Source organism: Streptomyces sp. NPDC031049 (assembly GCF_055571015.1).
This window is the reverse complement of the sequence record NZ_JBVIGC010000003.1, coordinates 335,856-357,253: the sequence shown is the minus strand read 5'-3', so window position 1 is coordinate 357,253 and position 21,398 is coordinate 335,856. Positions and strand designations below refer to the sequence as shown.

At 74.2% G+C, this 21,398-nt stretch carries 18 protein-coding genes; 9 read left to right on the top strand and 9 right to left on the bottom strand.

Annotation, left to right across the window (positions count from 1 at the left end; all coding sequences use genetic code 11):
• Positions 1-33: 33 nt before the first annotated feature.
• The 3 genes from nirD to ACZ45Q_RS07270 are packed head-to-tail and all read right to left on the bottom strand — an operon-like array spanning position 34 to position 4,225.
• A complete protein-coding gene (gene nirD, locus ACZ45Q_RS07280) occupies positions 34-384 on the bottom strand; it encodes a nitrite reductase small subunit NirD (protein ID WP_468256199.1) in 351 nt (116 codons plus the stop codon).
• Complete coding sequence (gene nirB / locus ACZ45Q_RS07275; RefSeq protein ID WP_468256196.1) at positions 381-3,008, bottom strand: nitrite reductase large subunit NirB; 2,628 nt, start codon at positions 3,006-3,008, stop codon at positions 381-383. Before nirB ends, nirD begins: the two co-directional genes overlap by 4 nt.
• On the bottom strand, positions 3,008-4,225 hold the full coding sequence (locus tag ACZ45Q_RS07270) for an NAD(P)/FAD-dependent oxidoreductase (protein ID WP_468256193.1): 1,218 nt from the start codon (positions 4,223-4,225) through the stop codon (positions 3,008-3,010). Before ACZ45Q_RS07270 ends, nirB begins: the two co-directional genes overlap by 1 nt.
• A gap of 197 nt (positions 4,226-4,422) precedes the next feature.
• Between ACZ45Q_RS07270 and ACZ45Q_RS07265 the strand changes: the two genes are divergently transcribed.
• A complete protein-coding gene (locus ACZ45Q_RS07265) occupies positions 4,423-5,205 on the top strand; it encodes a sulfite exporter TauE/SafE family protein (RefSeq protein WP_468256190.1) in 783 nt (260 codons plus the stop codon).
• Here ACZ45Q_RS07265 and ACZ45Q_RS07260 read toward each other — a convergent pair.
• A complete protein-coding gene (locus tag ACZ45Q_RS07260; RefSeq protein ID WP_468256187.1) occupies positions 5,202-6,116 on the bottom strand; it encodes an NAD(P)-dependent oxidoreductase in 915 nt (304 codons plus the stop codon). The genes ACZ45Q_RS07265 and ACZ45Q_RS07260 overlap by 4 nt on opposite strands.
• 102 nt (positions 6,117-6,218) lie before the next feature.
• On the opposite strand from ACZ45Q_RS07260, the gene ACZ45Q_RS07255 reads away from it, so the two are divergent.
• Positions 6,219-6,686, top strand: a complete 468-nt coding sequence (locus tag ACZ45Q_RS07255; protein WP_468256185.1) for a winged helix-turn-helix transcriptional regulator — start codon at positions 6,219-6,221, stop codon at positions 6,684-6,686.
• Here ACZ45Q_RS07255 and ACZ45Q_RS07250 read toward each other — a convergent pair.
• Both ACZ45Q_RS07250 and ACZ45Q_RS07245 read right to left on the bottom strand, forming a co-directional pair.
• Complete coding sequence (locus ACZ45Q_RS07250; RefSeq protein WP_468256182.1) at positions 6,624-7,241, bottom strand: class F sortase; 618 nt, start codon at positions 7,239-7,241, stop codon at positions 6,624-6,626. The two genes, ACZ45Q_RS07255 and ACZ45Q_RS07250, sit on opposite strands and share 63 nt — an antisense overlap.
• A gap of 111 nt (positions 7,242-7,352) precedes the next feature.
• The gene (locus ACZ45Q_RS07245) at positions 7,353-7,880 is read right to left on the bottom strand and encodes a hypothetical protein (RefSeq protein WP_468256179.1); all 528 of its coding nucleotides are present in this window, start codon (positions 7,878-7,880) and stop codon (positions 7,353-7,355) included.
• Positions 7,881-8,169: 289 nt separating this feature from the next.
• Between ACZ45Q_RS07245 and ACZ45Q_RS07240 the strand changes: the two genes are divergently transcribed.
• A complete protein-coding gene (locus tag ACZ45Q_RS07240; RefSeq protein WP_468256176.1) occupies positions 8,170-8,754 on the top strand; it encodes an NADPH-dependent FMN reductase in 585 nt (194 codons plus the stop codon).
• Positions 8,755-8,819: 65 nt separating this feature from the next.
• On the opposite strand, the gene ACZ45Q_RS07235 is transcribed toward ACZ45Q_RS07240, so the two are convergent.
• Positions 8,820-10,463 carry a M4 family metallopeptidase gene (locus ACZ45Q_RS07235; RefSeq protein WP_468256173.1) on the bottom strand — a complete coding sequence of 548 codons (1,644 nt, stop codon included), beginning with the start codon at positions 10,461-10,463 and terminating at the stop codon, positions 8,820-8,822.
• 179 nt (positions 10,464-10,642) lie between these two features.
• On the opposite strand from ACZ45Q_RS07235, the gene ACZ45Q_RS07230 reads away from it, so the two are divergent.
• On the top strand, positions 10,643-11,059 hold the full coding sequence (locus ACZ45Q_RS07230; protein ID WP_468256486.1) for a gamma-glutamylcyclotransferase family protein: 417 nt from the start codon (positions 10,643-10,645) through the stop codon (positions 11,057-11,059).
• Between the two features lie 35 nt (positions 11,060-11,094).
• Here the strand turns inward: ACZ45Q_RS07230 and ACZ45Q_RS07225 are convergent, their stop codons facing one another.
• Both ACZ45Q_RS07225 and ACZ45Q_RS07220 read right to left on the bottom strand, forming a co-directional pair.
• Positions 11,095-13,323: a molybdopterin oxidoreductase family protein gene (locus ACZ45Q_RS07225; protein ID WP_468256170.1), complete on the bottom strand. Its 2,229-nt coding sequence runs from the start codon at positions 13,321-13,323 to the stop codon at positions 11,095-11,097.
• Positions 13,324-13,452: 129 nt separating this feature from the next.
• Positions 13,453-14,148, bottom strand: coding sequence for a SanA/YdcF family protein (locus tag ACZ45Q_RS07220; RefSeq protein ID WP_468256166.1), 696 nt, complete (start codon positions 14,146-14,148; stop codon positions 13,453-13,455).
• Between the two features lie 215 nt (positions 14,149-14,363).
• On the opposite strand from ACZ45Q_RS07220, the gene ACZ45Q_RS07215 reads away from it, so the two are divergent.
• The 5 genes from ACZ45Q_RS07215 (at position 14,364) to ACZ45Q_RS07195 (ending at position 21,357) form a co-directional block, all read left to right on the top strand.
• On the top strand, positions 14,364-15,149 hold the full coding sequence (locus tag ACZ45Q_RS07215) for a sirohydrochlorin chelatase (protein ID WP_468256163.1): 786 nt from the start codon (positions 14,364-14,366) through the stop codon (positions 15,147-15,149).
• Positions 15,150-15,189: 40 nt separating this feature from the next.
• Positions 15,190-16,506, top strand: coding sequence for a deoxyguanosinetriphosphate triphosphohydrolase (locus ACZ45Q_RS07210; RefSeq protein ID WP_468256160.1), 1,317 nt, complete (start codon positions 15,190-15,192; stop codon positions 16,504-16,506).
• A gap of 84 nt (positions 16,507-16,590) precedes the next feature.
• Complete coding sequence (locus ACZ45Q_RS07205; protein ID WP_468256157.1) at positions 16,591-17,856, top strand: NAD(P)/FAD-dependent oxidoreductase; 1,266 nt, start codon at positions 16,591-16,593, stop codon at positions 17,854-17,856.
• A gap of 49 nt (positions 17,857-17,905) precedes the next feature.
• Complete coding sequence (gene dnaG, locus ACZ45Q_RS07200; protein WP_468256154.1) at positions 17,906-19,822, top strand: DNA primase; 1,917 nt, start codon at positions 17,906-17,908, stop codon at positions 19,820-19,822.
• Positions 19,823-19,962: 140 nt separating this feature from the next.
• Positions 19,963-21,357, top strand: coding sequence for an RNA polymerase sigma factor (locus ACZ45Q_RS07195; RefSeq protein WP_468256151.1), 1,395 nt, complete (start codon positions 19,963-19,965; stop codon positions 21,355-21,357).
• Positions 21,358-21,398: the final 41 nt, after the last annotated feature.

Sequence of the window (21,398 nt, the reverse complement as noted above, 5' to 3'; positions counted from 1 at the left end):
CCGACGGCGCGTCCACCACCTGATGGCCGCCCGTCAGGACGCCTTCACCGCATACGTCGTCACCCGCACCGACGCGTCGTCCAGGCACTGCCCGGAGGTCAGGTCGAAGCGCTGCTTGAGCAGGGGCGAGGCGACGTAGGGGCGGCCCTGGTGAGTGCCGGTCAGGCCGCGGGAGAGGACCGCCGCGCCGGTGAACGGATCACGGTTGTCGATGGCGTACAGCTCACCGGCCCGGTCGCGGAACAGGGCCGCCTGCCGGCCGTCGGGCAGCAGCACCGCCACGCCGCGGCCCGGCATGAGCCTGCCCAGGTCGCAGGCCGCGAACCAGCCGTCGGCCAGCTGGATCTGCACCTTCAGGTCGGTGGTCTCGGGTGCCAGGGTCATCGCTGGGCGCTTCCTTCCAGGACGTCTTCCGTGACGGATTCCGTCTCGGACGGCCGCAGGCCGATGTTCAGCAGCGGCAGGTCGGGCTTGATCTGGTCGCGCTCCGGTACGAAGGCGACCACCGGGTCGGGGGTGTCGGGCGCGTTCACGAACGACACGAACCGGGCGAGCTTCTCGGGGTCGCCCACCGTCTCCGCCCACTCGTCGCGGTAGTGGGCGACGTGCGCCGCCATCAGCGCCTCCAGCTCGTCGCAGATGCCGAGCGAGTCGTGCACGACGACGTCCCGGACGTGGTCCAGCCCGCCGGAGATCCGCTCCAGCCAGGTGGAGGTCCGCTCCAGGGGTTCGGCGGTGCGGATGTAGAACATCAGGAACCGGTCGATCAGCCGGACCAGTTCGGCGTCGGACAGGTCCTGCGCCAGCAGGTCGGCGTGGCGCGGGGTGGCGCCGCCGTTGCCGCCGACGTACAGGTTCCAGCCGTTGGAGGTGGCGATCACCCCGAAGTCCTTCGACTGGGCCTCCGCGCACTCGCGGGCGCAGCCCGACACCGCCGACTTCAGCTTGTGCGGGGAGCGCAGGCCCCGGTAGCGCAGCTCCAGGTCGATCGCCATGCGCACCGAGTCCTGCACGCCGTAGCGGCACCAGGTCTGCCCCACGCAGGACTTCACCGTGCGCAGCGACTTGCCGTAGGCGTGCCCGGACTCGAAGCCCGCGTCCACCAGCCGGGCCCAGATCAGCGGGAGCTGCTCGACGCGGGCGCCGAACATGTCGATGCGCTGGCCGCCGGTGATCTTCGTGTAGAGCCCGAAGTCCCGGGCGATCTCGCCGATGACGATGAGCTTCTCGGGGGCGATCTCGCCGCCGGGGATGCGGGGGACGACCGAGTACGAGCCGTTCTTCTGGAGGTTGGCCAGGAAGTGGTCGTTGGTGTCCTGGAGAGCCGCCTGCTCGCCGTCCAGGACGTAGCCGCTCGCGCCGATCGTCGGGGCGAGGGAGGCGATGACCGAGGCCACCGCCGGCTTGCAGACCTCGCAGCCGTCGCCACCCCGGGCCGCCTCGCGGCCGTGCCGGTCCAGCAGCTCCCGGTAGGAGGTGATGCGCAGGGCGAGGACGATCTCGTACAGCTCCTCGCGGGTCTGGGCGAAGCAGCCGCACAGGCCCTTGTCGACCTCGACGCCGCTCGCCTCCAGCTCTGCGGTGACCAGCTGGCCGAGCACCTTCACGCAGGAGCCGCAGCCGGTACCGGCCTTGGTGCACTTCTTCACCTCGGGCACGGTCGCGCAGCTGTGCTCGGTGACCGCACCCCGGATGGTGCCCTTGGTGACGTTGTGGCAGGAGCAGATCACCGCGTCGTCCGGCAGCGCGCCCGGCCCGAGCTGCGCCGGGGCACCGGCGCCGGCGGGCAGCACGAGGGCCTCGGGCGCGACCGGCGGCACCGAACCGGTCAGGGCGCGCAGCGTGCCGTAGGCCTCCGCGTCGCCGACCAGGATGCCGCCGAGCAGCGTGCCGTCGCGGCCGACGACCAGCTTCTTGTACAGGCCCGCGCGGGAGTCGGAGTAGACGACGTCCAGGCAGTCCTCGGTGGCGCCGTGCGCGTCGCCGAAGGAGGCCACGTCCACGCCGAGCAGCTTGAGCTTGGTGGACAGGTCGGCGCCGGTGAACGCCGCCTCGTCGGCGGCGATGGTCGCGGCGGCCGTCTCGGCCTGCTCGTAGCCGGGGGCCACCAGCCCGTACACCCGGCCGTCGGCGGCCAGCGCGCACTCGCCGATCGCGAAGACGTGCGGGTCGGTGACCGTGCGGCACTGCTCGTCCACGGCGATGCCGCCGCGCTCGCCGACCGCCAGCCCGCAGTCCCGGGCCAGCTGGTCGCGGGGGCGGACACCGGCGCTGAACACCACCATGTCGGTGGCCAGTTCGGAGCCGTCGGACAGCTTCATGCCGGTCACCGCGCCGTCGGCGCCGGTCACGATCTCCTGCGTGCCGGTGCCGGTGTGGACGGTCAGGCCCATCTCCTCGATGGTGCGCAGCAGCGCCGCGCCGCCGCCCTCGTCGACCTGGACGGGCATCAGGCGCGGCGCGAACTCCACGATGTGGGCGGCGAGCCCCAGGCCCTTCAGGGCGCCGGCCGCCTCCAGGCCGAGCAGACCGCCGCCGACCACCGCGCCGGTCCTCGCCCGGGCCCTGGCGTACTCCTCGATGGCGAGCAGGTCCTCGATGGTGCGGTAGACGAAGCAGCCCTCGGCGTCCTTGTTCGGGACCGGCGGGACGAAGGGGTAGGAGCCGGTGGCCAGCACCAGCACGTCGTAGTCGACGGCCAGGCCGGAGCGGGCGGTGACCCTGCGGGCCTCCCGGTCGACCGTCTCCGCCGGGTCGCCGACGTGCAGCTCGATGCCGTGGTCCGCGAGGAACGCCGGGTCCGTCAGGGACAGGTCCTCGGGCGACTTCCCCGAGAAGTACGAGGTGAGCTGGACCCGGTCGTAGGCGGGGCGCGGCTCCTCGCACAGCACGACCACGCGGTGCGTGGCGGTCAGGCCGCGCTCGGCCAGCGCTTCGAGGAAGCGCTGGCCGACCATGCCATGGCCGACGAGCACGATGGTGGGGGTGTCCCCCGAGGTGGCGGTCATCAGGAGCCTCCGTCATGGGTGAGCAGGTGGAGCAGGGGGCCGCCGCCGGAGGGGAGCGGCTCTGCTCCCTCCCAGGCGCGTGCGAGCGCGCCCACGGTGCCGAGTTCGCCGACGAGGACCCCGCCGACCAGCCGGTCGTCGCGGACGACGACCTTGCGGTAGGTGCCGCGGGTGGCGTCGGTGAGCTGCACGACGTCGTCGCCGGGGCGGGGGTCGGTCTCGCCGAACGCGGCGAGGTCGAAGGGGCTGTCGGGCCCGGTGAGCGTCAGCCGGGTCAGGGAGCGGGTGCCGGTGTAGCGGGCGCCGGCGTCCCCGGCCAGCAGCCGGGCGAGGGTCTCGGCCTGTTCCAGCGCGGGCGTCGCCAGGCCGTACACCGTTCCCGCGTGCTGGGCGCAGTCGCCGACGGCGCGGATGTGCGGGTCGCTGGTGCGCAGCTCGTCGTCGACCAGCACGCCCTTGCGCACGGCGAGCCCCGCGTCCCGGGCGAGGCCGACACGGGGACGCACCCCGCAGGCCAGCACCACCAGGTCGGCGTCGAGGGCGTAGCCGTCGGCCATCTCCACCGAGCGCACCGCCCCGGCGACGCAGCGCACGTCCCGCACCCGGCACTCGGTGTGCACCTCGATGCCGAGGTCGGTCAGGTGCCGGCGGACCAGCTCGGAGGCGGCGGGGTCGAGCTGGCGTTCCATGAGCCGCTCGGCCTGCTGGGCGAGGACGACCTGCGCGCCGCGCACGGCCAGCGCCCGGGCGGCGGAGACACCGAGCAGCCCGCCGCCGATCACCACGGCCCGCGCGCCCGGCCGCACCGCCTTGGACAGGCCCAGGCAGTCGTCCATGGTGCGGAAGGCGTGCACGCCCTCGGGCAGTTCGTGGCCGTGGGCGAACAGGCCCCGCAGCGGCGGCAGCACGGGGTTGGAGCCGGTGGCCAGGACCAGCGTGTCGTAGCCGACCCGGGAGCCGTCGGCGCAGTGGACGGTGCGTTCCGCCCGGTCGACGCCGGTGATCCGGCCGCGCCGCAGCCCGGCGGGCGCCGGGAGCGCGATCACGTCGGGGCTGTAGCGTCCGGCCAGCACCTCGGCGAGCAGCACCCGGTTGTACGGGCGGTGCTCCTCGTCGCCGATCAGCAGCGCGGGGGTGCCGAGCTCGCCGAGCCGCCGGGCGAGCGTCACGCCCGCGAGGCCGGCGCCGATCACCACCACACGCGTATTCGAGGTCATGGCACCGAGCGTGCGGTGCCGGTGTTACCCGGTGGCATCACGTCTGTTTCCCGCCGGGAACGCTGCCCTCAGCGGGGGAGGGGGGTGGGTGTGAGGGCCCGGGACCGCCGGTGACGCCGCCGCCTCCACGGTGGCGAAGCTCAGAAGACCCTCATCTCGATGGACGCGACATCCATCTGCTCCGTAGGGTCGCGATCATGCCCGACATATCGCTGACCGCGCTCGTCCTGCTCTGCCTCGCGGCGCTGGCCGCCGGCTGGATCGACGCCGTGGTCGGCGGCGGGGGGCTGCTGCTCCTGCCCGCCCTGCTGCTGGGCCTGCCGGCCGGCACCCCGGCCGCGCACGCGCTCGGCACCAACAAGGCCGTCGCCATCGTCGGGACGACGGGCGCGGCGGTGACCTACGCCCGCAAGGCGCCCGTGGACGTGGGCACCGCCGTCCGGATCGGGCTGGCGGCGCTGGCCGGGTCCTCGGGCGGGGCCTTCTTCGCCGCCGGGATGAGCACCGAGGTGCTCAAGCCGGTGATCATGGTGGTGCTGCTCGCCGTCGCCGCCTTCGTGATCCTGCGCCCCGCCTTCGGCACCGCCCCCGCCGCCGGACCCGCCTCCCGCCGGCAGAAACTCGCCGCGATCGGCCTGGCCGGCATCGGCATCGGCTTCTACGACGGCCTCATCGGCCCCGGCACCGGCACCTTCCTGGTGCTGGCGCTCACCGCCCTGCTCCACCTCGACCTGGTGACCGCCTCCGCCACCGCGAAGATCGTCAACTGCTGCACCAACGCCGGCGCCCTCGCCATGTTCGCCTGGCAGGGCGCGGTGCTGTGGCAACTGGCCGCCCTGATGGCCGTCTTCAACCTGGCGGGCGCCACGCTCGGCGCACACACCGCCCTGAAGCGGGGCAGCGGCTTCGTGCGGATCGTGCTGCTGACGGTGGTGTTCGCACTGGTGGCGAACCTGGCGTACGAGCAGTGGCTGGCCTAGGCGGACCGCTCACCTCTCGCGCGCAGGTCGAGCAGGTCGATCAGGCCCGTGCCGTCCTCGTCGCCGTGGCCGTCGGCGAGCCGGCGCGCCATGAGGCCGAAGTACGGGGTGAGCAGCTCCGCGCTCACGCCCTGCTCCTCGGCCGTCCGCAGCAGCGTGGCGTTGCCCGCGACCTGCATCGCGAGGTTGGAGACCACGCCCCGGGTGTAGTCGCCGCTCTGAAGCTGCTCGGCGGTCTGGTGCGCGGCCGGGGCCATCGCCGTCAGCCAGGACACCAGCAGCGGCGCGAAGTCCTTCGGGGCGACGTCCTCCCGGCGGAGCAGCGCGAAGGCGTGGGACACGCCCGCGAACATCCCGCTCATCGCGCTGAGCAGCGCCACGTCGTGCAGGGCGGCGAAGCCCGGGTCGGACCCCACGTAGCGGGCGCCGGCCGGGACGGCGAGGGTGTCGCGGTGCTCCTCGAAGAGGTCGGGGGAGCCGCTGTAGAGGATGTACGCCCCGGACTCCGGGTCCCCGATCATCGGCGGTACCGCCATGATCCCGGCGTCCAGGAACCGGGCGCCGCGCTCCGTCACCCAGGCGGCGCGGGCCCGGCCGTCGGCCGGGGTCCCGGTGGTGAGGTTCACCAGGTCCCGCCCGGCCAGGTCGGTTCCCTCCAGCGCCTCGCCCACCGAGGTGTCGTCGAGCAGGCAGACGATCACCAGGCGGCTCGCGGCCACCGCGTCCGCGGCGCTCGGCGCCACCGTCGCGCCCTCGGCGGCGAGGGCCTCGGCCCGTGCGGGGGTGCGGTTCCAGACGGTCACGGAGTCGCCGGCGGCGAGCCAGGCGCGGGCGAGGGCGGTGCCCATGGCGCCGGCGCCGAGGAGGGTGAGAGGCGTACGGGTGCGGGAGGGGGTTGCGGTGTCGGTCATGGGGTCAGCCTCGGGCGTGGGAACAATCCGCTCAAGTACGCACTTGCGAGTGGGTGGTTACCTCGACGGAAGCGTGCAGGCAGGAGAGACGGGAGTCGGGCCATGAGGGCGCTACGGCGGCCGGGAGCGTACGTCTGCGGGATCGACGCGGCGATGGACGTGATCGGCGGGAAGTGGAAGGTGCTGATCCTGTGGGCGCTGGGCCGGCGGCCCCACCGCTTCGGCGAGCTGCGCCGGGAGCTGCCCGGTGTGACGGAGAAGGTGCTCGCCGCCCAGCTGCGCGAACTGGAGGCGGACGGCGTCGTGCACCGCGAGAGCCACGACGAGGTGCCGCCGCGCGTGGAGTACTCCCTGACCCCGCGCGGCGTCGCCCTGAACGCGGCGCTCGAGCCGCTCGGCGCCTGGGGGAAGGTGAACGTCCTGGGCGAGCCGCCACCGGCCGCCGCGCCCGCTGCCATGGCCGTCAGGCCGCCCGCCGCCACGCCCGTCACGGCGGGCGCGGGGGGCTCACCGGGAGCCCGTCAGATGGGCGAAGACGACGACGTTGCCCTGGTAGCCGGTGGCGCGTGAGTAGCCGCCGCCGCAGGTGATGACCCGCAGTTCGGGGCGTTTCGCCGGGCCGTAGACCTTCTCGTCGGGGAAGTCCCGCGCGTCGTAGACCTCGACCGCGGACACCGTGAACACCGCCGCGGAGCCGTCCAGCCGGTCCACCTCGATGGTGCTGCCCCGCTTCAGCGCGCCGAGCCGGTAGAAGACGGCCGGGCCGTCGGCGTTGTCGACGTGCCCGGCGACGATCGCGGTGCCCCGTTCACCGGGGGTGGTGCCGGCCTCGTACCAGCCGGCGAGGTTGTCGTCCCCGGCCGGCGGCACCTGAAGGCTGCCGCTCGGGGTCAGGCCCAGACCGGTCAGCGGGGCGTCCACGCGGATCGCCGGGATGCGGATGCGGTTCGGCGGCGAGGGCGCCAGCGCCGGTGCCGCGGGCACCTGCGGGGTCTTCCCGGCGCGGGCCTCGGCGGCGGAGGGCTGCGGCGGCCCGCTCTCGGCGCCGTCGCGCAGCAGCCACGCCCCGGAGCAGAGGGCGAGCACGGTGACGGCCGCTATGGCGGTGTTGCCGACCCTGCGCATGGCGACCTCTCTCCGATCGGGCTCCCCGGCCCCCTCCGGGCCGCGAGGGGCGTCGGACCCGGAGGGGGTGGGGAAGTGCGGTACCGGCGGACGGACAGCGGAGGGTGCCCGTCAGATCCCGTCGCCTCTCGCCCGGCGATGCAGGAGCCAGGTACCGCCCGCGGCGGCGACGGCGAGAGCCGCCACGCCGGCCGCGGTCTGCACGGGGTCGGGGCCCAGAGCGCCGCCGACCCCCGTCTTCACGCTTCCTCGGGGAGCCACCTGTCCGCGCGCGGACGTCAGCGTCACCACCAGGTCGCCCGCCACCTTCCGCCCGCCCTCGGCGCAGGTGGCGACGATCTCGTACGTCCCCGGCTGCGCGCTCGGCGGCACCCGGAACTGCCCGATCGACTCGCCCTCGTGCGCGCTCGGCGTGATCGTGAAGGCGCCGGCGCCCACCGCGCTGGCGTCGCCCGCGGCGGTCCCGGCGTCGCCGCACGCCGTGGTGGTCACCGTGGCCCGGTCGCCGGGGACGACCGAGGACGGGAACACGTCCAGACCGCCCCTCTCCGCTGCGGCGCCGTACGCGGGCGCGGCGGCCAGGCCCGCGGCGGCGACGGCGAGAGCGGTACCGGTCAGCAGGCGGGCGGTACGTCGCATCGATGCTCCTTGCGCTCCTCGGTGGCCCTGCCCTACCGAGGAAAGACGCACCGCCCGTGGACCGCTTCCTGAGGAACCGTCAGGAATGAGGTGAACGGGTGGCGCGGGGCTGGTGCGTGCCGTGCCCGGCACGCCGTTTCGGCAGGTCACCGAGGTGCGGGGGTGCCCGGCGGAAAAGTACTCGAAGGGCCCATGGCGCGACGGGTGAACGGGTGACCGCCGCACGCGGCGGACCCCGCCGGGCCGGCGGCTTGACCTCGACAAAGGTTGAGGTATGAGGCTGGTCCGCATGAACACCGAGACCTCACCCCTCGACGTGACCCTCGTCGTCGGCAGCAACCGCCACGGCCGCTTCGGCCCCGTCGTCGCCGACTGGCTGCTGGACCGCGTCCGCGCCCGCCCGGACCTGGTCCCCCGGGTCGTGGATGTGGCCGGCGCCGACCTGCCCACGAGCTTCGCCCGGAGCCCCGAGGCGACCGCGGCGCTGGCGGACGTGACCCCGAAGCTGGCCGCCGCCGACGCGTTCGTCGTGCTCACCCCGGAGTACAACCACTCGTACCCGGCGGGGCTGAAGAACCTCATCGACTGGCACTACGGCGAGTGGCGGGCCAAGCCCGTCGCCCTCGTCTCCTACGGCGGCCTGTCCGGCGGCCTGCGCGCCACCGAGCATCTGCGCCAGGTCTTCGCCGAGCTGCACGCCGTCACGATCCGGGACACCGTCTCCTTCCACAACGCGGGCGCGTCCTTCGACGACGCGGGCCGGCTGAAGGACCCCTCCGGAGCGGAGGCGGCGGTCAAGACGATGCTGGACCAGCTGGTCTGGTGGGGCCGGGCCCTGCGGGACGCCAGGGAGCGGCAGCCGTACGCCGCCTGACACGGCGTAGGCCGGCTCCACTCCCGGCCGGGAGTGGAGCCGGCCTACGGGCCTCGGCCGTGCGGTCAGCCCACGTTCACCGCGCTCCAGGCCGCCGCGACCGCGTCGCGCTCCGCGCTGCCGGAGCCGTAGAGGTCCTCGGCCGCCTTCAGGGTCGCCGTACGGGCGCCCGCGTAGTCGGTGGAGGAGGTCATGTAGACGGTCAGCGCCCGGTACCAGATCGCCCCCAGCTTCTCCTTGCCGATCCCGGTCACCGTGGAGCCGTCGCACGTCGGCGAGGAGTGCCGCACGCCGCCCACCGTCTTCGCCCCGCTGCCCTCGGCCAGCAGGTAGGCGAAGTGGTTGCCGACGCCGGAGGAGTAGTGGACGTCGAGGTCGCCGACCGACGTGCTCCAGCAGTCGGCCGAACTGCCGTCCCGGCTCGGCTCGTCCATGCGGCGCAGCCACTCCCGGCCGAACCCGGGGCGGACCACCTTCTCGCCGACCAGCCAGTCACCGGGGTCGTCCGGGTTGGCGGCGTGGAACTCCACCAGGGTGCCGAAGATGTCCGACGTGGCCTCGTTCAGGCCGCCGGACTCGCCCGAGTAGGTCAGCGCCGCCGTCTTCGAGGTCACGCCGTGCGACATCTCGTGCCCGGTGACGTCCAGCGACACCAGCGGGCCGAACGTCGTGCCGTCGCCGTCGCCGTACGTCATGCAGGAGCAGGTGTCGTCCCAGAAGGCGTTGTTGTACCGGGTGCCGTAGTGCACCCGGCTGTAGGAGCCCTTGCCGTCGTTCGCGACGCCGCGGCGCCCGTGCGTCTTCTCGTAGTAGTCCCAGGTGACGCCCGTGCCGTACTGCGCGTCCACCGCGGCCGTGGCGCGGTCGGACTCCGTGCCCGTGCCCCAGTGGTTGTCGGCGTCGGTGAACACCGTCGAGGGCGCCCGGCTCAGGCAGATCGTCAGGATGCACAGGTCGGTCTGGTTCGCCGCGTCGCCGGTGTACGTGTCGCCGCGCGCCGGGTCCTTCAGCGCATAGCCCGACCCGGTCCGCGTCGTGGTCAGCGGCACCGTCCCGCTGTAGAGGGACCGGCCGTCGCCCGAGGCCGACTCCAGGCTGTCCCAGGCGTCGATCCGGGCGCCGGTGCCCGCGTCGGTCAGCAGGGTGCGGGCGACCGGGTTGCCGGCGGGGTCCAGGGCCACCGCGTGGGTGCGCCAGGCCAGCCGGGGTGCGCCGTGCAGGGCGTCGACGACCAGCTCCGGCTTGGCGGTCAGCCGCTTCAGCAACTGGCCCGGGTGCGCGGCGCGCAGCAGGTCCGCGGCCAGGCCGGCGGCCTTCGGGGCGGCCAGCCGCGGGGTCACCGTCGGCAGCGAGAGCGGCTGCCGTGACGCCCGGTCCGCGCCGCGCAGGGTGCCGTCGGGCGCCAGGTGGACCACGAAGTCGCCGCCGAGGACGGGCAGTCCGCGGTAGGTCCGGTCGTAGCGGACGTGCTGGGTGCCGTCCGGGTCGACCACCACGTCACGGACCCAGGTCTTCTGAGGACCCGTCAGCCCCAGGCTCGCGGCGTGCTCGGCGAGCACGGCCGACGCGTTGCCGACGGCTTCGGCGCGGGTGGGCCCCTCGGCCGCCTGCGCGGTGGGGGAGAGGGCGGCGACCAGCAGGGTCGCGGTGGTGGCGGCGAGGCCGGCCGTGGCGGGACGGGAACCTCGTACGGGCCGTATTCGGCTCATCGCTCTCCTTGGGGGAGGCGCCGGCGGGCGCGTGGGGGAGTCGGGGAGGGGGTGGGGGGTGCCCTCGATTCAAGGGGCCCCCGACCTGCCATGTCCATGGCGCTCGCGTGGAGATCATGAGGGGATAGGAGAGGGACGGGCGGGGGGCCCGAGGGGAGAGAATGACCTTCGTGGAAGCTGTGCGACTGCCGTTCTTCGTCTACGGCACCCTCCGCCCGGGCGGCTCCAACCACGCCCTGTTCCTGCGTGGGCGCACCCGCGCCGAGGAACCGGCCCTCCTGCCCGGCGCCGTGCTGTACGAGGGGCCCGGCTACCCGTACGCCGTCGAGGACCCGGACGGCCGGGTCACCGGGGAGCTGGTGACCGCGACGCCGGAGGCCTACGCCGGCCTGCTCGCCGCCCTCGACCGGCTGGAGGGGTACGTGCCGGGCGACCCGCGCAACCTCTACGAACGGGTGGCGAGGGACGTCGTACGCGACCGCGACGGACGTCCCGTGCGCGCCTGGGTGTACGTCGCCGCACCCGCCGTCGCCGCCCGCCTGCGCGCCCGGGGCCGCCGCATCGAGGGCGGGGCGTGGTGCCCGACGGGGGCCTGACGCGGCGCCGAGGGGCCGCCCGCGGCGCTACGGGGTCACGGGGTCACGGGGTGACGGGGTGACGGGGGCACGGGCTGCGCCGGTTCCACCGTCTCGACCCGCACCGCGCACACCTTGAACTCCGGCATCCGCGAGGTGGGGTCCAGGGCCGGGTTGGTCAGCGAGTTGGCGCGGCCCTCGCCCGGCCAGTGGAACGGCATGAAGACGGTGTCGGGCCGGATGCCGGCGGTGATCCGGGCCGGCGCCACGGCCCGCCCCCGCCGGGAGACGACGGCCACCGGATCGCCCTCGGCCGCGCCGAGCCGCGCCGCCAGCCGCGGGTGCAGCTCCACGAACGGGCCGGGCGCGGCGGCGTTCAGCTCGTCGACGCGCCGGGTCTGGGCACCGGACTGGTACTGCGCCACGACCCGGCCGGTGGTCAGCAGCACCGGGTACTCGTCGTCCGGCTCCTCCGCGGCCGGGCGGTGCACGACCGGCACGAAGCGGGCCCGGCCGTCCTCGGTGGCGAACCGGTCGAGGAAGAGCCGGGGCGTGCCGGGGTGGGTGCCCGCCGGCACGGGCGTCTCCTCCCGCGCCGGGTCGTCCGGCACCACGTCCAGCCAGGCGTCCTCCGCGTCGCCCGCATCCGGGCCCCGCGTCGTCGCCGGGCACGGCCAGAACACGCCGTTCTCCTCCGCCAGCCGCCGGTAGGTGATCCCGGAGTAGTCCGCGAGCCCGCCCGCGCTCGCCCGGCGCAGCTCCTCGAAGACCTCCTCGGGGTCGGTCGGGAAGCCCTTCTCCAGCCCCCGCCCGCCGCCGAGCCGCGCGGCCAGCTCGTGCAGCACCTCCAGGTCGCTGCGCACCCCCTCGGGCGGGGTGAGCGCCCGGCGCCGCAGCAGCACCCGCCCCTCCAGGCTGGTCGTGGTCCCCGTCTCCTCCGCCCACTGGGTGACCGGCAGCACCACGTCCGCCAGCGCCGCCGTCTCCGACAGCACCACGTCGCACACGGCCAGGAACTCCAGCGACCTGAGACGTTCCTCGACATGCGCCGCGCGCGGCGCCGACACCACCGGGTTGGAGCCCATCAGCAGCAGCGACCGGATGTCCGTGCCGAGCGCGTCGAGCAGCTCGTAGGCGCTGCGCCCCGGCCCCGGCAGCGAGTCCGGGTCCACGCCCCACACCTCGGCCACGTGCCGCCGCGCCGCCGGGTCGTCCAGCTTGCGGTAGCCGGGCAACTGGTCGGCCTTCTGCCCGTGTTCGCGCCCGCCCTGCCCGTTGCCCTGCCCGGTCAGGCAGCCGTACCCCGACAGGGGCCGTCCGGCCCGCCCCGTCGCCAGGCACAGGTTGATCCACGCGCCCACCGTGTCCGTCCCCTTGGACTGCTGCTCCGGCCCGCGCGCGGTGAGCACCATGGCGTGCTCCGGCGCGCAGAACATCCGCACCGCCTCCCGCAGCTGCGGCACGGACACCCCCGTGATCCGCTCCACGTACTCCGGCCAGTGCGCCATCGCCGCCGCCCGCGCCTCCTCCCAGCCGGAGGTGCGCTCCTCGACGTACGCCTCGTCCACCCGGCCCTCGGCGACGACCAGGTGCAGCAGCCCCAAGGCGAGCGCGAGGTCGGTGCCGGGGCGGGGCGCGAGGTGCAGATCGGCCTGCTCGGCCGTCTTCGTACGGCGCGGGTCGACGACGATCAGCGTGCCGCCGTTCTCCTTCAGCTCGTGGAAGAAGCGCAGCGACGGCGGCATGGTCTCGGCGAGGTTCGAGCCGACCAGGATCACGCACCCGGTCCGCGGGATGTCCTCCAGCGGGAACGGCAGCCCCCGGTCGAGCCCGAACGCCCTGGTCCCGGCCGCCGCGGCCGACGACATGCAGAACCGCCCGTTGTAGTCGATCTGCGAGGTTCCCAGCACCACGCGGGCGAACTTGCCCAGCGCGTACGCCTTCTCGTTGGTCAGGCCGCCCCCGCCGAACACGCCGACCGCGTCCGCCCCGTGCGCACCGCGCACCCCGGCGAGGTTCGCGGCGATCCGGTCCAGCGCCTCCGGCCAGCTCGCCGGCACCAGCGCGCCGTCGCCGTCCCGCATCAGCGGGGAGGTCAGCCGCACCCGGGAGGACAGCACCTCGGGCGCCGTACGGCCCTTGCCGCACAGCGCGCCCCGGTTCACCGGGAAGTCCGTACGCTCGGTCACCTCGACGGTCCCGCCGGCGGCGGGCGTCAGGTTCATCCCGCACTGCAAGGCGCAGTACGGGCAGTGCGTGGGCGTCGGCGTCACGGGTTTCTGCATGTCACCCACAGTGCGCCGCGCGTGTTACGCGTCCGGGCGGCTCCTTGTTACACCGCCGGGACGGCGACCTCCCCGCAGCGGTCCGCCGGCCGTGAGGCGCCGGTCCGCCGAGTGGGCCGGCCCTGCCGGTCAGCCATCGCCGGCCAGCGCCCGCGCCACCCCGGGCTCCCGCGGCCCGAGGAACCGCGGATCGGGCTCGAACACGGCGTCCAGCGCCGCCTTGCCCGCTGCCAGCACCTCCCGCGCGCCCCCGTAGTACCAGGTCACATCGTGTACGGCGGCGACCCCGACGCCGTACGAGGCCACCCCGGCCTGCTCGCACAGCGCCACCGCCCGCCGGATGTGGAAGTCCTGGCTGATCAGTACCGCCCGTTCCACCCCGAAGATCTTCCGCGCCCGGACGCAGGAGTCCCACGTGTCGAATCCCGCGTAGTCGCTGACGATCCGCCCGTCGGGCACCCCGTGCCGGACCAGGTAGCCGCGCATCGCGTCCGGCTCGTCGTACTCCTTCCGGCTGTTGTCCCCGGTGACCAGTACCACCTTCACCCTCCCGGTCCGGTACAGCTCGGCCGCCGCGTCCAGCCGGTGCGCCAGGTACGGCGACGGCTCCCCGTCCCACAGTCCGGCACCGAAGACCACGGCGACGTCGGTGCGCGGCACGTCGGCCGTGGAGTGGAGCCGGCCGTCGGCCACCAGCCGCAGCCAGGCCGCCGGCAGCAGCGCCAGCACACAGACGGCCATCACGGCCTGCACCAGCCGCCGCTGCCCCGCACGCGTGCGCGGCGGCTTCGGCAGGCGCGGCCTGCCCGGTCTCCAACGACGCATCGCGCGCCCCCATCGATCGTTCCTGGTCATCCCCGGTCTTTCCCGGTCGTTCCCCGACAGTCAGGGACGCCCGACACGGCCGTACGGTTCACCGCCTCAGGCGCATCCGCGGCTCATCCCGGATCACGGGATCGGCCCCCGTCGTGTGAAGCACCGGAAAATTCCCGTGACACCCGCGCAACGGGGCGGCAACGTCCGGCGGACACCATCGCTGCATGACAGCTCCCCCCGCCCTGGTCGTCGTCGCGCACGGCAGCCGCGACCCACGCGCCCTGCGCACCGTCCGCGCCCTGCTGGACCGGGTCCGCGCCCTGCGCCCCGGCCTGCCCGTACACCTGGGGCACATCGAGCTGAACGAGCCCCTGCTCCCGGACACCCTCACCGCCCTCGGCGAGCGCGAGGCGGTCCTCGTCCCGCTGCTCCTCAGCCGCGGCTACCACGTCAAACAGGACATCCCGGAGATGGCCGCGGTCGCACCGGTACGCACGCGCGTGGCCGCCCCGCTCGGCCCGCACCCCCTCCTCGTGGACGCCCTGCACGACCGTCTGACCCAGGCCGGCTGGCCCGCCGGCGCCCCGCGCGAGGAGAGCGCCGTCGTCCTGGCCGCCGCCGGCTCCCGCGACCCGGACTCCCGCACCGACACCACCCGCACCGCCCACCTCCTCGCCGCCCGCCTGGGCGTCCCGGTCCTCCCGGCCTACGCCTCGGCCGCGACCCCGACGGTCCCGGAGGCGATCGCCTCCCTGACCGCCCAGGGCCGCCCCCGAACGGCGGTCGCCTCCTACTTCACGGCCCCCGGCCGCTTCGCGACGGAGTGCGCGGCAGCGTCCCCATGGCTCACCTCGGCCCCCCTGGGCACCCACCCGGCCATGGCCCGCCTGATCGCGCTGCGCTACGAAGAAACGGTGCGGACGACGCCTCTCAGGGGCGCGGGGCCGTGTCCATCCGCGGCTCCGCCGCGGGGCGCGCTCAACCACGAACCACCCGCACTCGCCCGCTAAGAGTCCCCCGGCAGACGCGATGGCGCTTACTGTCGGCCCCATGGAAGGCACCAACACAGACACCGCCCCCGAACACCACGCCCCGCCGCCCGCCGGCTACGACCCGGCGGCAGCCGCCCGCTGGGCACCCGAGCCGGACAAACGCCCCGGACGCACCGCCTTCCAGCGCGACCGCGCCCGCGTCCTGCACTCCGCGGCGCTGCGCCGCCTCGCCGGCAAGACCCAGGTCGTCACCCCCGACACGGCCGGCCGGGGCCCGGCCTGGGACGCCAGCCCCCGCACCCGCCTCACGCACAGCCTCGAATGCGCCCAGGTCGGCCGCGAACTGGGCGCCGCCCTCGGCTGCGACCCCGACCTGGTGGAGACCGCCTGCCTGGCGCACGACCTCGGCCACCCGCCCTTCGGCCACAACGGCGAACAGGCGCTGAACGAGTTCGCCGAGGACTGCGGCGGTTTCGAGGGCAACGCCCAGTCCCTGAGACTCCTCACCCGCATCGAGCCCAAGCGCTTCACCGCCCAGGGCTCCGTCGGCCTCAACCTCACCCGCGCCGCCCTGGACGCCGCCACCAAGTACCCGTGGCCGCGCGGCGCCCACCCCACCGACCCGTCCTCGCCGAAGTTCGGGGTGTACGAGGACGACCTGCCCGTCTTCACGTGGGTCCGCGAGGACGCCCCCGGCACCCGCACCTGCTTCGAGGCCCAGGTCATGGACTGGTCCGACGACGTGGCGTACTCCGTGCACGACGTCGAGGACGGTCTGCACGCCGGCCACATCGACCCCAACTGCCTGCTCGCCGACCCCGAGCGGGACGCGGTCTTCGAGGTCGCGATCGGCCGCTACGTCCCCGCCGGCACCGATCCGGCCGAACTCGCCGCCGCCCTCGACCGGCTCCTCGCCCAGGAGTGGTGGCCGCACGGCTACGACGGTTCCGCGATCGCGCAGGCCCGGCTGAAGGACGCCACCAGTCAGCTCATCGGCCGGTTCTGCCTGGCCGCCGAGGCCGCCACGCGCGCGGCGTACGGCGGCGGACGGCTCACCCGGTACGGCGCCGAACTGGTCGTGCCGCGCGGGACCCGCATGGAGTGCGCCGTCCTCAAGGCCGTCGCCGACCGGTACGTCATGCAGCGCGCCGAACAGGAACGGCTCCGCGCCGACCAGCGGATCGTCGTCGCCGGACTCGCCGAGGCGCTCACCGCCCGCGCCCCCGACGGCCTGGACCCGCAGTTCCGCGCCCTGTTCGACCGGGCGGGCGACGACCGCGCCCGCAAACGGGTGATCGTCGACCAGATCGCGTCCCTCACCGACAGCTCCGCCCGCTCGCTTCACGCCCGTCTGACGGGGCACCCGGAAGACTGACCTGATCGGGCCACTCCCCCTTCCCGCAGCCCGCTCCGTGCGGGACGCTCGCATGTGGCGGCATTCCGACGAGGAGGCAAACACGTGGTCGACGCGGATCAGACATTCGTCATCGTCGGAGGAGGCCTGGCCGGTGCCAAGGCCGCCGAGACGCTCCGCACGGAGGGCTTCACCGGCCGGGTGATCCTCGTCTGCGACGAGCGCGACCACCCCTACGAACGCCCGCCCCTGTCCAAGGGCTACCTCCTCGGCAAGGAGGAGCGGGACAGCGTCTTCGTGCACGAGCCCGCCTGGTACGCGCGCCACGACATCGAGCTGCACCTCGGCCAGACGGTCGTCGAGATCGACCGCGACGCCAGGACCGTCCACTACGGCGACGACGGCACCCGCATCCGCTACGACAAGCTGCTGCTGGCCACCGGCGCCGAGCCCCGCCGCCTCGACGTCCCCGGCACCGACCTGGCCGGCGTGCACCACCTGCGCCGCCTCGCCCACGCCGAACGCCTCAAGGGCGTCCTGACCGCCCTGGGCCGGGACAACGGCCACCTGCTGATCGCCGGCGCCGGCTGGATCGGCCTGGAGGTCGCGGCGGCGGCCCGCGAGTACGGCGCCGAGGTCACCGTCGTCGAGCCGTCCCCGACCCCGCTGCACGGCGTCCTCGGACCCGAACTGGGCGGCGTCTTCGCCGAGCTGCACCAGGCGCACGGCGTCCGCTTCCACTTCGGCGTGAGGCTCACCGAGATCGTCGGCCAGGACGGCGTCGTCCTCGCCGCCCGCACCGACGACGGCGAGGAGCACCCGGCGCACGCCGTGCTCGCCGCGATCGGCGCCGCCCCGCGCACCTCGCTCGCCGAGGCCGCCGGCCTGGAGATCGCCGACCGCGCCCAGGGCGGCGGCGTCGTCGTCGACGCCCGGCTGCGCACCTCCGACCCCGACATCCACGCGGCCGGCGACGCGGCCTCCTTCCACCACGCCCTGTTCGAGACCCGGCTGCGCGTGGAGCACTGGGCCAACGCCCTCAACGGCGGCCCCGCCGCGGCCCGCGCGATGCTGGGGCGGGACGTGGTCTACGACCGCGTGCCCTACTTCTTCTCCGACCAGTACGACCTGGGCATGGAGTACTCCGGCTGGGCACCGCCGGGCTCCTACGACCAGGTGGTGATCCGCGGCGACGCCGCCAAGCGCGAGTTCATCGCCTTCTGGGTGAAGGAGGGCCGGGTGCTCGCCGGGATGAACGTGAACGTGTGGGACGTCACGGAGCCGATCCAGCAGCTCATCCGCGCGGGGGCCCAGGTGGACGCCGAGGCCCTGGCGAACCCGCACGTTCCGCTCGAAAGCCTCGTCCCCTGAGCGTCGGACCGGGGCCGGGGCTGTCGGCGGACCCCCGTAGAATTCACGCGTGGCAGGACGGATCAACGACGAGGACGTGAAGGCGGTACGGGACGCGGTCCCGATCGACGCCGTGGTGTCCGAGTACCTCCAGCTGCGCAACGCGGGCGGCGGCAACCTCAAGGGGCTGTGCCCGTTCCACGACGAGAAGTCACCGTCCTTCCAGGTCAGCCCCGGCAAGGGACTGTTCCACTGCTTCGGCTGCCAGGAGGGCGGCGACACCATCACGTTCGTGATGAAGATCGACCACCTCACCTTCTCGGAGGCGGTCGAGCGCCTGGCCGGCCAGGCCGGCATCACCCTGCGCTACGAGGAGGGCGGGTACAACCCCGCCCACCAGCGCGGCGAACGGATCCGCCTGGTCGAGGCCCACAAGATCGCCGCGGAGTGGTACGCGGAACAGCTCGCCACCAGCCCCGAGGCGGAGACCGGCCGGGTCTTCCTCGCCGAGCGCGGCTTCGACCAGGCCGCCGCCGTCCACTTCGGCGTCGGCTACAGCCCCCAGGGCTGGGACCACCTCACCCGCTACCTGCGCGGCAAGGGCTTCAGCGACAAGGAGCTGATCCTCTCCGGGCTCTCCCAGGAGGGCCGCCGCGGCCCCATCGACCGCTTCCGCGGCCGGCTGATGTGGCCCGTCCGCGACATCGGCGGCGACGTCGTCGGCTTCGGCGCCCGCAAGCTCTACGACGCGGACAACGGCCCGAAGTACCTGAACACCCCCGAGACCGCCATCTACCGCAAGTCCCAGGTCCTCTACGGCATCGACCTGGCCAAGAAGGACATCGCCAAGACCAGCCGCGCGGTGGTGGTCGAGGGCTACACGGACGTGATGGCCTGCCACCTGGCCGGCGTCACCACCGCCATCGCCACCTGCGGCACCGCATTCGGCGGCGAGCACATCAAGATCCTGCGCCGGCTGCTGATGGACAACGGCAGCGCCCGGGTGATCTTCACCTTCGACGGGGACGCCGCCGGCCAGAAGGCCGCCCTGCGCGCCTTCGAGGACGACCAGAAGTTCGCCGCCGAGACCTACATCGCCATCGCCCCCGACGGCATGGACCCCTGCGACCTGCGGCTGGCCAAGGGCGACGAGGCGGTCGCCGACCTGGTCGAGCCGCGCACCCCGCTGTTCGAGTTCGCCCTGCGCCAGATCGTGGGCCGCTACGACCTGGACACCCCGGCCGGCCGCGCGGCGGCCCTGGACGAGGCGGCCCCGGTCGTCGCCCGGATCAAGAACAGCGGCGCCCAGCACGAGGTCGCCGTGCAGCTCGCGGGCATGCTCGGCATCCTCGACACCCAGTTCGTGGTCAAGCGCGTCGCCCAGCTCGCCCGCTGGGCCCGCGAACGCGGCGGCAAGGGTCCCGCGCCCGACCGCCGGCACCGCACCGGCCCCCAGCAGTACGCCGCCGCGCCCGCCGCCTCCGCCCCGCGCGGCCCGGCCCTCAACCTCCGCAACCCCGTCTACGCCACCGAACGCGAGCTGCTCAAGCTCGCCCTCCAGCGTCCGGAGCTGGTCTCCCCGGCCTTCGACGCGTACGGCGTCGACGAGTTCACCGCCCCGCCGTACGCGGCCGTCCGCCAGGCCATCCTGGAGGCCGGCGGCGCCGAGGCGGGCGTCGCCGACCCGCAGGACTACCTGGTCCGCGTCCGCGAGGCCGCCCCGGACGACGCCGTCCGCGCCATGGTCACCGAACTCGCCGTCGAGGCGATCATGCTGCGCCGCGAGGTCGACGAGGTCTACGCCGGAGCCCAGCTGGTCACCGTCCGCCGCCGCGCCGTCGAGCGCCGCGTCCGCGACGTCCAGAGCCAGCTGACCCGCCTCTCCGCCGACGGCGACGCCGCCCGACTGGCCGCCGTGCAGAACGAGTTGTGGGTCCTCCAGCAGTACGACCAGGCGCTGCGGGAGCACGGGGCCGCCGCCCTGTGAGCCGTCGCCCGGCGGGCCGGACGCCCCGGCCGGCCGGCGGGCGGGGACGCCCCGGGTAACCGCGCGGTCACGGACCGGACGCAAAAAGTCACCGCACGCCCCTCGTGGCGGCGATGTGTCGTACCCCACACTGGGTTCCGGTGCCTGAGTCCTCGGAGCGCGGCCGACCCGTCCCCCACGGGTCCGACACTCCCGCGGTTCCGCTCATCGCGAATGGGACGGACAGCGGCGAGGCCGCCGACTCCGCCCCCGAAGAACCGCTGCCGTACGCCCTGGCAGCGATCATCCTGGAGGTCGCCCCCGTGCAGACCCAGACCCTCACCCACGCCGACATCAGTACCGACGGCCCGGAGCCGGACGGCGAGGCCGGCGTCCTCGTCGCCGGGCCCCCGCGGAACCGGGCCGTGCACCACCCGCACCACCGGCCGGACGAACCGCAGGCCGAGGCGCTGGAACCGCCCGAGACGTTCGAACCGCCCGAGGCGCTCCGGCCGGCCGAGGGGCCGGCCGGCGACCCGGCGGACGACCCTGCGGACGGACGGGTGGACGAACCCGCCGGTGAACCGGTGGAAGCCCTGGAGCCCGAGCCCGTCGAGCTGCCGCCCGCCCGTGCCGAGACCGGCGGCCCCTCCTCGGACCTGTTCCGCCAGTACCTCCGCGAGATCGGCCGCATCCCCCTGCTCACCGCGGCCGAGGAGGTCGAACTCGCCCGGCAGGTGGAGGCCGGCCTGTTCGCCGAGGAGAAGCTGAGCAGCACCCCCGACCTGGACAGCCGGCTCGCCCATGACCTCGACCGGCTCGTCGTCATGGGCCGGGTCGCCAAACGCCGCCTGATCGAGGCCAACCTGCGGCTCGTCGTCTCCGTCGCCAAGCGCTACGTCGGGCGCGGGCTGACCATGCTCGACCTGGTGCAGGAGGGCAACCTCGGCCTGATCAGGGCGGTCGAGAAGTTCGACTACGCCCGCGGCTTCAAGTTCTCCACGTACGCCACCTGGTGGATCCGCCAGGCCATGTCCCGTGCGCTCGCCGATCAGGCCCGCACCATCCGCGTCCCCGTGCACGTCGTCGAGCTGATCAACCGGGTGGTCCGCGTCCAGCGCCGCATGCTCCAGGAGCGCGGCTACGAACCGACCCCGGAAGAGGTCGCCGCCCATCTCGACCTGCTTCCGGAACGGGTCAGCGAGGTGCTGCGCCTCGCCCAGGAGCCCGTCTCCCTGCACGCCCCCGTCGGCGAGGAGGACGACGTCGCGCTCGGCGACCTCATCGAGGACGGCGACGCCGCCAGCCCTGTGGAGTCGGCGGCGTTCCTGCTGCTGCGCGAGCACCTGGAGGCCGTGCTCTCCACCCTCGGCGAACGCGAACGCAAGGTCGTCCAGCTCCGCTACGGCCTGGTCGACGGCCGCCCGCGCACACTGGAGGAGATAGGCCGCATCTTCGGCGTCACCCGTGAACGCATCCGCCAGATCGAGTCCAAGACCCTCAACAAGCTGAGGGACCACACCTTCGCGGACCAGCTGAGGGGCTACCTGGACTGACATCGGGGTGCCTCCCCCGGAAGGGGGCACCCCGACGCCGG